This window comes from Paludibacterium sp. B53371, from assembly GCF_018802765.1.
Classification (GTDB): domain Bacteria; phylum Pseudomonadota; class Gammaproteobacteria; order Burkholderiales; family Chromobacteriaceae; genus Paludibacterium.
In genome coordinates, this window is sequence record NZ_CP069163.1 from 184,310 (window position 1) to 196,873 (window position 12,564).

A 12,564-nucleotide genomic window follows, 5' to 3' on the forward strand; every position below is an offset into this window, starting at 1 on the left:
CCTGTCATCCGGGTGTTCGGACGGGCAAGGTTCAAAAGCGGGTCCGACACCGTGCTGCGATATCCGCTGCTTATGCCAGAAGAGTCCCTTGATCTAAAGATATATGTAGAGAGGATGCTACCCGGGTGCAGGGGAGTCAAACGTTTGTTTCATATGAAACGAAAACCATACCAATGGTGTGGTTAATTTGCCGAATGAGCGCAGCGGTCGCCCTGTGGCCGACCGCCGGCTGGGATGGCGATTAAAGCCAGGGGGCCTTTTTCAGCAGCGTCAGCGCCGTGGCGGCATCCGCCGGCGTTTGCCAGTCGACGCACAGATCTTCGGCCAGACGCAGACGCGTCATGTCATCTTCATTGACCCGGCGCCACACGGAGCGCCTGGATTCATACCATTTCATGCCCACCGTATCACCGAAGGCATAGGGGCGGGTCTCGCGACTCCGGCAATGGATCCCTTCGTAGCTGACATTTTCCGCACCGGTCGCACTGACCACGCGCAAGGTGAAGCGTACGACTTCATCACTGCCAACGCTGAGCGATTTGGCATCCACGTAAAAATGGTAGTCCTTCTTGAGGGGGACAAAAAAACCGACCCAATCGGGTTTGTCCGGATAGGGCGGGACGGTGTACTCCCCCTCTTTCCAGGGGCCGGTGTCTTCAAAAGCATAGACACCATTGTTGATCGGCTTGTAGTCCCGGGTTGCCGGGTTGGCCAGTGCGCCATGGGCCAGCAGGCAGCAGGCCAGGGACGCGACAAGAAGCTTGATACGCATGAATTCTCCGTTAGCGGGTGCCGGCGGGCTGCGGACCCGGGCGCAGGGTATAACGTCGTCTGCCGGTTTCTTTACCGGCCAGACCAAAGCTGCGTTCAGACACGGCGATATCGCCACGGCTGCTGACGACCAGCAAGGTTGAGGCGCGCGTACCATAGTCGCGCCCGACGATAAAGATCGAAGATAGTACCCGTTCGAGGGCCGATCCGATACCGGTATTCGGCATGCGACCGGGGGGGGCCTGCTGGGGATCTTCCAGCCAGGCAAATGCTTCTTCCTCGCGCGGCGCGGCGCGCAGACCGCGCAGGTGATCGGCCAGCCGTTCGGTCTTGAACCAGGCCGTGTCGAGCGAGGCATTCGACAGGGTGTGCAAACCCGGGGTGACCCGCGTTAACTGTCCGGTGCGACTATGAAAATGGTAAAGGTCATCGGTGCTGCCGAACAGCAGATTGAAGGGCGCGTAGTGCTGGCGGACATCAGGCAGGCGGGCGGCAAAGTCCAGCGCGGGCTCGTCGCCGAGGACGAACTGACTGACCAGTTCGCCGCGCGAGCGTTCTCCGGTGGTGGCAAAGCCTTCCCGGATATGGGTCACGGCGGCAAAGCGTCCGTTGTTGCGGATCGCCATCCAGCTGCCGCCGGCCTGCAAGTCGCGTCCGCCAAGCACATCCGGACGATCCGGCCAGAAATCCAGCGCTTCGGTCGGTCGGGCATATTGCTCGTCCCGATTGCCCAGCAGGACCAGCTGTCCCAGGCCGGGCATTTTATAGGCGAAGGCGAGAACACACATGAATAATCACCACAACTAAAGTTGGGAGTCATACGCACTCAGCGTACACTATTAGATCCTGCGCAAGATTATCGGCAGGCGCTAATGTTTACATTGTATCGTGAATGAACCTGGATTACCCAAGATGCAAATTGATCGCTCTCTGGATTTGTCGGGCCTGAACTGCCCCTTGCCCATCCTGCGCGCCAAGAAGGCGCTGGCCGATATGGCCAGTGGCAGTACCCTGGAGGTGCTGGCCACCGATCCGGGCGCACCGGCGGATTTCGCCGCTTTCTGCCGCCAGACCGGCAACACCTTGCAGGTTTCCGAGACCACGGCCGAAGGCAAGTTCAGGCTGATCCTGCAACGCAAATGAACCACTCAGGAATCTCCCGCATGCACACCCTGACCCTGACCCGCCCGGATGACTGGCATCTGCATGTGCGCGATGGCGCCGTGCTGGCCGATGTGCTGCGCGATACCTGTCGCCAGATGGGGCGCGCCATCATCATGCCGAACCTGCGTCCGCCGGTGACCACCGTGGACGCCGCGCGCCAGTACCGTGAGCGTATCCTGGCGGCCTGTCCGGCCGGCAGCCGCTTCGAGCCGCTGATGACGCTGTATCTGACGGAATCCACCAGCGCCGAAGAGGTGCGCCTGGCGCGCGCCAGCGGTTTCGTGCATGGCATCAAGCTGTATCCTGCCGGCGCCACCACCAACTCCGATGCCGGGGTCAGAGCGGTCGAGCATGCCATGCCGGCGCTGGACGCCATGGCCGAGTGTGGTTTGCCGCTGCTGGTGCATGGCGAAGTGACCGATGGCGAGATCGATGTGTTCGACCGCGAGGCGGTTTTCATCGAGCGCGTCATGATGCCGCTGCTGGCCAGATTGCCGTCTCTGCGCGTGGTGTTCGAACACATTACCACCAAGGACGCTGTCGACTTTGTGACCGAAGGGGGCGACAACCTGGCTGCCACCCTGACGGCCCACCATCTGCTGATGAACCGCAATGCGCTGTTCGTCGGTGGTATCCGTCCGCATCACTATTGCCTGCCGGTGCTCAAGCGTGAAGTACACCGACAGGCCTTGCTGCGGGCGGCAACATCCGGATCGAAGAAGTTTTTTCTCGGTACCGACAGTGCTCCGCATGCGCGGGGTGCCAAGGAAAGCGCCTGTGGCTGTGCCGGCATGTATACCGCCCACGCAGCCATCGAGTTGTATGCCGAGGCCTTCGACAGCGTGAATGCGCTGGACAGACTGGAGGCGTTTGCCAGCTTCAACGGTCCGGATTTTTATCACTTGCCGCGCAACACCGACCAGATCACGCTGGAACGGAAGCCGCAGGCGGTGCCAGCCACACTGGCGTTTGGCAGTGAGGAACTGGTCCCCTTGCGGGCAGGCGAGACGCTCTCATGGACTATGGTGCCCTGACAGGTACCCATTCGAACAGGTGAAACACAGAGATGCGCAGACATCGCAAAGCCAAAATCGTTGCAACCCTGGGGCCGGCCAGTTCTGACCGCGCTACCATCCTGGCCCTGGCCAAAGCCGGTGCCGATGTGTTCCGGCTGAACTTCAGCCACGGTACTCATGAACAACACGCAGAACGCATGGCGGTCATCCGCAGTGTCGAAGCAGAAATTGATCGTCCGATCGGTGTCCTGCTGGATCTGCAGGGGCCGAAGCTGCGGATTGCCACCTTCGCCACCGACAGCGTGCATCTGACCGCCGGGCAGACCTTCCGCCTGGATCAGTCGCTGGAGCCCGGCAGTGTCGAGCGTGTCGGTTTGCCACATCCGGAAATCTTCGCTGCGCTCAAGCCCGGCAGCGAACTGCTGCTGGACGATGGCCGCGTCAAGCTGGAAGTGGTCAAATGCAGCCCGACCGAAGCCGAGACCGTGGTACGCACAGCCGGTGATCTGTCTGATCGCAAGGGCGTGAACGTGCCCGGTGTGGTGCTGCCGCTGTCGCCGCTGACGGTCAAGGACCGGCAGGATCTGGACTTTGGCATGACCCTTGGCGTGGACTGGGTCGCCTTGTCCTTCGTGCAGCGCCCGGAAGATATCCTTGAGCTCAAGCAGCTGATCGATGGCCGTGCCCAGGTGATTGCCAAACTGGAGAAGCCGGCCGCCATCGAGCGGCTGGACGCCATTGTCGACGTGGCCGACGGCATCATGGTGGCGCGTGGTGATCTGGGCGTGGAAATGCCGCCGGAACAAGTCCCGCCGACGCAGCGTCGCATCCTGCGTGTCTGCCGCGCCAAGGGGACGCCGGTCATCGTGGCGACCCAGATGCTGGATTCGATGGTGCATGCTCCGGTACCGACCCGTGCCGAGGCCTCTGATGTGGCAACGGCCATCTATGACGGCACCGATGCCGTGATGCTGTCGGCCGAATCGGCCTCCGGTGAATACCCGGTCGAGGCGGTGTCGATGATGGATCGCATCATTGCCCAGGTCGAGCGCGACCCGCTGCATCAGGCCATGCTGGATGCCTCGCACAGTGACCCGCGCAGCACGGCGCCGGATGCCATCAGTGCCGCGCTGCGCCAGATCGCCCATACCCTGTCGCTGCCGGTGATGGTGACCTACAGCACCTCGGGCCATACCGCCTGGCGGGTAGCCCGCGAGCGACCGGAAGCGCCGATTCTGTGCGTGACGCCGCGTGTCGGGACTGCACGTCAGCTGGCGCTGTTGTGGGGGGTACATGCCGTGGTGACCAAGGATGCCGAGTCGGTTGACGAAATGACCGATGCCGCATGCCGGCTGGCCAAGTCGCATGGTTTTGCCGAGCCGGGCCAGATGCTGGCGATCGCTGCCGGTTTGCCGTTTGGCACGCCAGGCGCTACCAACCTGCTGCGCATTGCCATGGTCGGCGCATGACGTCCTGCTGACCTCTGGTGTCATCAAAAGCCCGCACATTGCAAAACGTGCGGGTTTTTTTATCCCTGAACGGACGCTTAGCGGGCTGCTGACGGGCAGGTGCGGTCAGATGGGTACACCTTTGCATTGTCCAACAACAGGGTTGTTGGAGTGCCGGTCAGCAGTCATCCCAGGCCTTCTGGCCGGTGAAACAATATTGCGTTATTGGCTATAACCATAAATTTTGTGTCAATTGCATATCGGCATTCCACAGGGTTTTGGCGGCAGCGCCAGACAGCTTTTGGGCAAGAGTGTGCGATCTTGTGTGCAAATGATTCGCATTTTGGCGACAGCCTGTGCAACTGGCAGGCTTTTGCGACATCAAATGCCAACTGGGTGCGGGTATGACAATGGCGTGGTTCGGGGTGGGGAAATTGTCTGTTATTCGATTTTTTTAAAATATCATGCTGATCAATGCTTGATGATATAAAAAGTGCAAGAGCATAATAGGCTCATCCGTGCGGTTCACGAAACCGGATCGGTAAAACCAAAAAGCAGCCTCATCGGCCGCACTCAGAAATACAGGAGAATAGACACAATGAAACAGCAGAACATGCTGAGCGTTCTGGCGGCTTCCGTCGCCCTGGCGCTCGCTGTACCGGCCGCCCAGGCCGCCGTACCGGCTGGCGTCAAGCTGGCCGCCAATCAGGAACTGGTCCGTGGTAATGGCTCCGAAGTCGAGTCGCTGGATATCTCCCAGGTCGAATCGCAGCCGGCCATCAACGTGGCGGATGACCTGTACGAAGGTCTGACCACCCGTGATGCACACAGCAAGATCCTGCCGGGCGTGGCCGAAAGCTGGAAGCAGACCAGCCCGACGACCTGGGTCTTCCACCTGCGCAAGAATGCCAAGTGGTCCAATGGCGATCCTGTGACTGCTGAAGATTTTGTCTATTCCTGGCAGCGTACCGTTGATCCGAAGACCGCCACCCAGTACGGCATCTTCTTCGAGTTCATCAAGAACGGTAAGGACATCATGTCCGGCAAGCAGCCGGTGTCCAATCTGGGCATCAAGGCCACCGATGCTCACACCATTGAAATCACCACCGAAACGCCGACGGCTTTCCTGCCCGACATGCTGGCCAACCCGCAAATGGCTCCGCTGCACAAGGCTTCGTTCGTCAAGTTCGGCAAGGAATTCACCAAGCCGGGCAACCTGGTTTCCAACGGCGCCTATCGTCTGAAGGAATGGGTGGTCAACAGCCGTCTGGTACTGGAGAAGAACCCGAACTACTGGGATGCCAAGAACGTCCACATCACCAAGGTCACCTACAACCCGACCGACAGTGAAGACGCCACCCTGAAGATGTTCCAGGCCGGTCAACTGGATACCGTTCTGCGCGCACCGACCGGCATGTATCAGAAGCTGCTGAGCACCATGCCGAAGGAAGTGAAGACCAACAAGCTGCTGGCACTCTACTACTACAGCTTCAATAACGCCGATCCGGTCCTCAAGGACAAGCGCGTGCGTCAGGCCCTGTCCATGGTGGTTGACCGTGACATCCTGACCAAGAAGGTGCTGGGCGAAGGCCAGGTACCTGCTTATGGTCTGACGGTTGCCGGTACCAATGGCGCCAACGTCACTGCCTATGACTGGAGCAAGTGGCCGATGGCCAAGCGTGTGGACGAAGCCAAGAAGCTGCTGACCGCTGCCGGCTATGGCCCGAACCATCCGCTGAACCTGAAGCTGTCGTACAACACCTCGGAAGCGCACAAGAAGGTCGCGTTGTTCCTGTCCAGCGAGTGGAAGACCAAGCTGGGTGTGACGACCTCGATGGAAAACCAGGAGTTCAAGGTATTCCTCAAGACCCGTCACGACGGTGCCTATCAGGTTGCCCGTAACGGCTGGACCGTTGACTACAACGACGCCACCTCCTTCCTCGACCTGATCCGTTGCGGTTCGGACCAGAACGACCTGAAGTATTGCAGCAAGAAGGTGGACGCACTGATCACCCAGGGCAAGGAAACCATCGACGCTGCCAAGCGCACTGCCTTGCTGACCCAGGCAGCCAAGACGGCCATGGATGACTATCCGATGATGCCGCTGTATCAGTACACCAACCCGTATCTGGTGAAGACCAAGGTCGGTGGCTGGAACATCCCCAATCCGACGGATCATTACAAGACCCAGTTCCTGTATATCCAGCAGTAATCAGCAGTCAGACTGCCTGTATTCCCGCCCGGAGCGATTCCGGGCGGGTTTTTGCCACGCGCGTTGATTCCATCGGCGTTTCAAACGTGTTGTGAGGATCTGAGTCGGAGTTATTGATCCATGTTGTCTTATACCTTCAAACGCATTTTGGGTGCGATTCCGACCGTGTTCGTCGTGATCACGGTCTGTTTTGTCATGCTGCAACTGACGCCGGGCGGTCCGTTCGACCGCGAACGCAAGGTGTCGCCCGAGGTGCTGGCCAATCTGCAGGCCAAGTACCATCTGAACGAGCCGGTCTACAAGCAGTTCGGCTACTACCTGAACAACCTGCTGCACGGGGATCTGGGCGCCTCTTTCCGCTATGCGGACTGGTCGGTCAATACCCTGGTGGCCCAGGCCTTGCCCTATTCGATCACGGTCGGTGGTGTGGCGATGGTCCTGTCGCTGGTGATTGGCGTCTTGCTGGGGATTACCGCTGCGCTCAAGCAGAACAGCATCATCGATTATTTCGTGATGTTCCTGGGTAACTTCGGCAGTGCCGTCCCGTCGTTCATCATCGGGCCGGTGATGATTCTGATTTTCTGCATCTGGTCCAAACTGCTGCCCTTTGGCCAGTTTGACCTGACCCTGGCCTATCTGGCGCTGCCGGTGGCCTTGCTCACCATCATCAACGTGTCCACGCTGGGCCGGATGATGCGCGGCAGCCTGATCGAAGTGCTGCACAGCAACTTCATCCGCACGGCGAAAGCCAAGGGCCTGCCGATGCGCGTCATCATCATGCGCCATGCGCTCAAACCGGCCTTGCTGCCGATCGTGACCGTACTTGGCCCGCTGGCCGTCAGCTCGATTGCACAGGCCGTGGTGACGGAAACCATGTTCTCCATTCCCGGTCTGGGTCGCCTGCTGGTCAATGGCGCCATCAACCGTGATTACACGCTGGTGCTCGGCCTGGTGACCCTGGTGGCGATTCTGACGGTCTTGTTCAACCTGATGGTCGACATTGTGTACGCGATGCTCGATCCACGTATCCGTTACTGACCTCAGGAGATTCAAGATATGTTTAGCAAAGCCAAGCGTCAGGAAATGACGCAAACCCTGGAGTCGGCACTGGATGTGGCCGTGGTGGAAGGCCGCAGCCCATGGAAGGATGCCCGGCTGCGTTTCATGAAGAACCATGCTGCCGTGGTCAGTCTGATGCTGCTGATCCTGATCGGTCTGCTGGTGACGGTGGGCCCCTGGGTCTTGCCGAATGCCTTTGACGCACAGGACTGGTCGGCTGGTCAGCCTTTCGGACCGACGCTGGAAAACTGGCATCTGTTCGGCTCGGACGATCAGATGCGCGATCTGCTGGTGCGTGTTCTGGTCGGCGGCCGTATTACCTTCATGGTCGGCATTCTCGGCTCCTTCGTGGCCGTGGTGATCGGTGTCGCCTGGGGGGCCATCGCCGGCTTCGTCGGCGGCAAGGTCGATGCAGTGATGATGCGTTTCGTTGACGTGATGTATGCGCTGCCCTTCATGCTGTTCGCCATTTTGCTGATGACCTTCTTCGGTCGCAGTCTGGTGCAGATGTTCATTGCCCTGGGGGCGATTTCCTGGCTCGACATGGCGCGTATCGTGCGTGGCCAGACCTTGTCGCTGAAGTCGAAAGAGTTCATCGAAGCGGCACACGCCATCGGCGTTTCCCGCTGGGCCATCATCTTCCGCCACATCGTGCCCAACCTGCTGGGCGTGGTGGTGGTCTACGCCACGGTCACCATCCCGAACGTGATCCTGACCGAGTCGGTACTGTCCTTCCTCGGCCTGGGCGTGCAGGAACCGATGACCAGTTGGGGGGTTTTGGTGCAGAACGGTGCTCAGTACATGGATTCGGCCTTGTGGATGCTGGCTTTCCCGGCCTCCTTCCTGATGGTCACCCTGTATTGCGCCAATTATGTTGGTGATGGTCTGCGCGACGCGCTCGACCCGAAAGACCGTTGAGCGGAGGACAGACAATGGCATTGTTACAAGTGAAAGACCTCGGCGTGCGTTTCAGCACGCACGATGGCATGGTTCACGCCGTCAACGGTGTGAGTTTCAACCTGGAGCGCGGCCAGACCATGGGGATTGTCGGTGAGTCTGGCTCGGGCAAGAGCCAGTCGGTACTGGCGATGATGGGCTTGCTGGCGCGCAATGGTCAGACTTCGGGCGAGGCGCTTTATCAGGGCAAGAATCTGCTGACCATGCCGGCCCATGAACTGAACAAGATTCGTGGCGACCGTCTGTCGATGATCTTCCAGGACCCGATGACCTCGCTGAATCCTTACCTGACCATCGAGCGCCAGATGACCGAAGTGCTGGAACTGCACAAGGGCATGGATCGCAAGAGCGCCAAGGCGCGCGCGATCCAGCTGCTTGATGCGGTCCGTATTCCGGATGCCAAGCGTCGGGTGGACATGTACCCGCATGAATTCTCCGGCGGCATGCGTCAGCGGGTGATGATTGCCATGGCCCTGTTGTGCGAACCGGAAATCCTGATCGCCGACGAGCCGACCACTGCGCTGGACGTGACTGTCCAGGCACAGATCCTCACCCTGCTCAAAGAGCTGCAGCGAGACTTTGGCACCGCCATTATCATGATTACGCACGATCTGGGGGTGGTTGCCGGCTTGTGTGATCAGGTCATGGTGATGTACGGCGGTCGTGTCATGGAGTATGCCTACTCCGACAGTATTTTCTATTCGCCGAGCCATCCTTACACCATCGGTCTGCTGGGTGCGCTGCCGCGCATGGACGAAGATGGCAGTGAACTGGTGAGCATTCCGGGCAACCCGCCCAACCTGGCCAATATGCCCAAGGGCTGTCCGTTTGCCGAACGCTGCACACATGCGACCAGCCAGTGCGCCAGCGAGGTGCCTGTCCTGGTGTCGAACGAGGACGATACCGTGCGTCGTGCCTGCCATGTGCCAGCCAGCCAGTTGATCAATATGAACAAGGAGGCGGCTCATGTCTGAATCCAAACAGCCGATCCTGTCGGTACGTAATGTCAAAGTGCACTTCAAGGTGACTGGCGGCGAGAAGGCCTGGCCCTGGACGCCCAAGAAGACCCTCAAGGCAGTCGACGGTGTGTCGTTCGATCTGTATGCCGGCGAAACCCTCGGAGTGGTGGGCGAGTCGGGTTGCGGCAAGTCGACGCTGTCGCGTGCCATCCTCAACCTGATCCCGGCCACGGATGGCGAAATCGTCTGGATGGGCAAGGATCTGCGCAAGGGGGGCAGCAGTGACTGGCATCGGGTCCGCCGCGACATCCAGATGATCTTCCAGGATCCGCTGGCCTCGCTCGACCCGCGCATGACCGTGGCGCAGATCATTGCCGAGCCGCTGCGTACGCACCGTCCGGAACTGTCTGACAAAGAGGTGAAGGATCGTGTGCGCAAGATGATGAAGCGCGTCGGTCTGACCGAACAGCAAATCAACCGTTACCCGCACGAGTTTTCCGGTGGTCAGTGTCAGCGTATCGGGATTGCCCGTGCGCTGATTCTGGAGCCGAAGCTGATCATCTGCGACGAGCCGGTCTCGGCACTGGATGTGTCGATTCAGGCGCAGATCATCAATCTGCTCAAGGAATTGCAGCGGGAGATGGGTCTGGCGCTGATCTTCATCGCGCACGATCTGGCGGTGGTCAAGCACATCTCCGACCGCATCCTGGTGATGTATCTGGGCCGTGAAATGGAACTGGCCAACAAGCATGCGCTGTACGATAGCCCGACGCATCCGTACACCCGGGCTCTGTTGTCGGCGATTCCCTTCCCCGATCCGGAGCGTGAGCGTAACAAGACCATCCAGATTCTGAATGGCGACTTGCCCTCACCGATCAACCCGCCGTCCGGCTGCGTGTTCCGTACCCGTTGTCCGCAAGCCGAAGCACGTTGCGCCAGCGAAATGCCCAAGCTGCACTCGGTCACCGGCGAGACGCAGTGCTCCTGCCTGCTGGTCTGAGCACCTCTGCGAGTAGAAGAAAAAGGCGCTGCCAGTCTGGCAGCGCCTTTTTTTGTTCACGGTATCCTTCGAGTTGTCGGGGCGAATAGAGACGTGCCCCGGGCTCGACTGTCAGGCTTATTTGGCGGCCGATGCGTCCTTGGGAGGATCTTCGCTATCCAGTTCGTACGTCGGGTCCTTCACCCACTCCACCATATCTTCGGCAATCTGCTTGCTGCAGCGGCGCAGGATGTCACAGGTTCCCTTGAACGCAGCGAAGGCGCCACCGGTCGACCAGCGGGTCAACTTGCCCTCGCGGGTGAGCTTGCCGTTTTCAAGCAGCTGAGGCTTCACCGTGATGGCTTTCGGCCCGGTCCAGCCGCCGCCACCGACACCCATGACGAAGGAAATACGCAGGCGCAGGACGGTCTGCTGACTCTGATCGGCCTTGGCATCGATGGTGCCTGTACCGCCATGATCGTCTGCCAGCGCCGCCCCGACGTCCTTGGCCAGCATGTCTTCGATCTTGCATTCCGCCTTGACCGAGTCAACCACCCCGGCATCGTCGGTGTAACGCACCGGCGTTTCCAGCAAAGCCCCGGCAGCCTGACTTTGCTGTGCCAGTAAGAGTGCCAGCACGCAAGGGAACAGTATTTTTTTCATTGTATTTCCAAGCAAAAGTGAAGGAATCGCCATCATATTACATCAATATATCTTTATATGAAATAAATGGCCATGACAAAAGAATTACCTTTTGCTGCGGAAAATTGCCATGAAGCATGCAGGGGAGAGGGCGGGGGGGAGTGTCAAGGTCGTTGTGCCCAGAGCCGCCTGGCATGGTACTGCAAGGTAAAGCTCAGCAAGGCCAACAACACCAGATGTCCTGCCGTGAGCAGCAGGTCACCTGAGCGCAGATGACTGAGCAGGTGAGGCAGCAAAACCGCGAGAAAACCCAGGGACAGGGCGCTGCCTGTCAGGCTGGTGATCCATGTTTTTGGACATGTCATGGGCGTACTCCGTACCGGGTTTCCCTGAGACGCCCGATGAGGGCCGAAGTTTACCGGGCTGACCGGCTGGACAGGGGCGCTCAGCGCACTGCTTTGCCTTTGCTCAGCTGTTTCAGGCACTCGGCTGCGGCAATCAGGCCGAAGCTGGCCGTGACCGCCATGCTCGCGCCAAAGCCGGCGCAGGACAGGCCCTGGGGGGCCGCGCCTTGTGAGGTGTCACAACTGGCCTGTGGATAAATCAGCTGCTCGGTGGAGTAGATGCACGGTACTTTCATGCGGGCGTCGCGCGGGAAGCCGTGATGGCGGCGCAGGCTGTAGCGCAGCTTTGAGAGCAGTGGGTCATAGCGTGCTTCGGACAGGTCGCCAGTCTTGATCTGGGTCGGATCCATCTGCCCGCCGGCGCCGCCGCTGACGATGAAAGGCAGGCGATGGCGCACACACCAGGCGGCGATGGCAGTCTTGACGCGCAGTTCGTCAATGCAGTCGATGACGAAGTCGTAGCCGGCGCCGAGCATCTGGTCCAGATTGTCGAGGGTGACGAAGTCTTCGATCTCGGTGACCTGGCAGGCCGGATTGATGGCCAGGATACGCTGATGCAGCGCCGTGACCTTGGCCATGCCGAAGTGGGGATCCAGGGCCGGCAGTTGGCGGTTGACGTTGGATTCAGCCACGTTGTCGAGGTCGATCAGCGTCAGTTTGCCGATGGCGCTGCGCGCCAGGGCTTCCACCGCCCAGGAGCCGACGCCGCCGACGCCGATCACGCAAACGTGGGCGTTGGCAAAACGCGACAGCGCATCGTTGCCGTACAAACGGCCGATGCCGCCGAAACGGCGTTCAAGGTTGGCGCTGGGCTGGTCCATGTCGTTGAATTCCTGCGGGCTTTTCAAGCGGCGACAGCATACTGCAAAGGGGGCGGGCTGACTACCCTGTGGCCGGCCTGAGGCAGGCTTGCAACAGTCAGGTCGGACCGATTGGCGTGCTTGCAACGCGAG

At 59.9% G+C, this 12,564-nt stretch carries 13 protein-coding genes; 8 read left to right on the forward strand and 5 right to left on the reverse strand.

Annotated features, from left to right (window positions below; translation table 11 throughout):
- Positions 1-241 precede the first annotated feature (241 nt).
- Positions 242-772 carry a CNP1-like family protein gene (locus JNO51_RS00810; protein ID WP_215780242.1) on the reverse strand — a complete coding sequence of 177 codons (531 nt, stop codon included), beginning with the start codon at positions 770-772 and terminating at the stop codon, positions 242-244.
- Positions 773-782: 10 nt separating this feature from the next.
- Positions 783-1,559: an NRDE family protein gene (locus JNO51_RS00815; RefSeq protein ID WP_215780244.1), complete on the reverse strand. Its 777-nt coding sequence runs from the start codon at positions 1,557-1,559 to the stop codon at positions 783-785.
- Between the two features lie 124 nt (positions 1,560-1,683).
- On the opposite strand from JNO51_RS00815, the gene JNO51_RS00820 reads away from it, so the two are divergent.
- The 8 genes from JNO51_RS00820 to oppF all read left to right on the forward strand — a co-directional run bounded on the left by JNO51_RS00820 (position 1,684) and on the right by oppF (position 10,586).
- Entirely contained in the window at positions 1,684-1,914 is a 231-nt protein-coding gene (locus JNO51_RS00820) for a sulfurtransferase TusA family protein (protein WP_215780246.1), read from the forward strand.
- A 20-nt stretch (positions 1,915-1,934) separates the two neighbouring features.
- Positions 1,935-2,969, forward strand: a complete 1,035-nt coding sequence (pyrC, locus tag JNO51_RS00825; RefSeq protein ID WP_215780248.1) for a dihydroorotase — start codon at positions 1,935-1,937, stop codon at positions 2,967-2,969.
- Positions 2,970-3,001: 32 nt separating this feature from the next.
- On the forward strand, positions 3,002-4,420 hold the full coding sequence (gene pyk, locus JNO51_RS00830) for a pyruvate kinase (RefSeq protein WP_215780250.1): 1,419 nt from the start codon (positions 3,002-3,004) through the stop codon (positions 4,418-4,420).
- A gap of 577 nt (positions 4,421-4,997) precedes the next feature.
- Positions 4,998-6,611, forward strand: a complete 1,614-nt coding sequence (locus JNO51_RS00835; RefSeq protein WP_215780253.1) for a peptide ABC transporter substrate-binding protein — start codon at positions 4,998-5,000, stop codon at positions 6,609-6,611.
- 120 nt (positions 6,612-6,731) lie between these two features.
- Entirely contained in the window at positions 6,732-7,649 is a 918-nt protein-coding gene (locus JNO51_RS00840) for an ABC transporter permease subunit (protein ID WP_215780261.1), read from the forward strand.
- 18 nt (positions 7,650-7,667) lie between these two features.
- Positions 7,668-8,588: an ABC transporter permease subunit gene (locus JNO51_RS00845; protein ID WP_215780262.1), complete on the forward strand. Its 921-nt coding sequence runs from the start codon at positions 7,668-7,670 to the stop codon at positions 8,586-8,588.
- A gap of 14 nt (positions 8,589-8,602) precedes the next feature.
- Positions 8,603-9,601: an oligopeptide/dipeptide ABC transporter ATP-binding protein gene (locus JNO51_RS00850; protein ID WP_215780263.1), complete on the forward strand. Its 999-nt coding sequence runs from the start codon at positions 8,603-8,605 to the stop codon at positions 9,599-9,601.
- A complete protein-coding gene (oppF, locus tag JNO51_RS00855; protein WP_215780264.1) occupies positions 9,594-10,586 on the forward strand; it encodes a murein tripeptide/oligopeptide ABC transporter ATP binding protein OppF in 993 nt (330 codons plus the stop codon). Before JNO51_RS00850 ends, oppF begins: the two co-directional genes overlap by 8 nt.
- Positions 10,587-10,703: 117 nt before the next feature.
- Here oppF and JNO51_RS00860 read toward each other — a convergent pair whose 3' ends face one another.
- The 3 genes from JNO51_RS00860 to JNO51_RS00870 all read right to left on the reverse strand — a co-directional run bounded on the left by JNO51_RS00860 (position 10,704) and on the right by JNO51_RS00870 (position 12,432).
- A complete protein-coding gene (locus tag JNO51_RS00860; RefSeq protein ID WP_215780265.1) occupies positions 10,704-11,228 on the reverse strand; it encodes a hypothetical protein in 525 nt (174 codons plus the stop codon).
- Positions 11,229-11,371: 143 nt separating this feature from the next.
- Positions 11,372-11,572: a hypothetical protein gene (locus JNO51_RS00865; RefSeq protein WP_215780267.1), complete on the reverse strand. Its 201-nt coding sequence runs from the start codon at positions 11,570-11,572 to the stop codon at positions 11,372-11,374.
- A gap of 80 nt (positions 11,573-11,652) precedes the next feature.
- On the reverse strand, positions 11,653-12,432 hold the full coding sequence (locus JNO51_RS00870; RefSeq protein ID WP_215780269.1) for a ThiF family adenylyltransferase: 780 nt from the start codon (positions 12,430-12,432) through the stop codon (positions 11,653-11,655).
- Between the last annotated feature and the right edge of the window lie 132 nt (positions 12,433-12,564).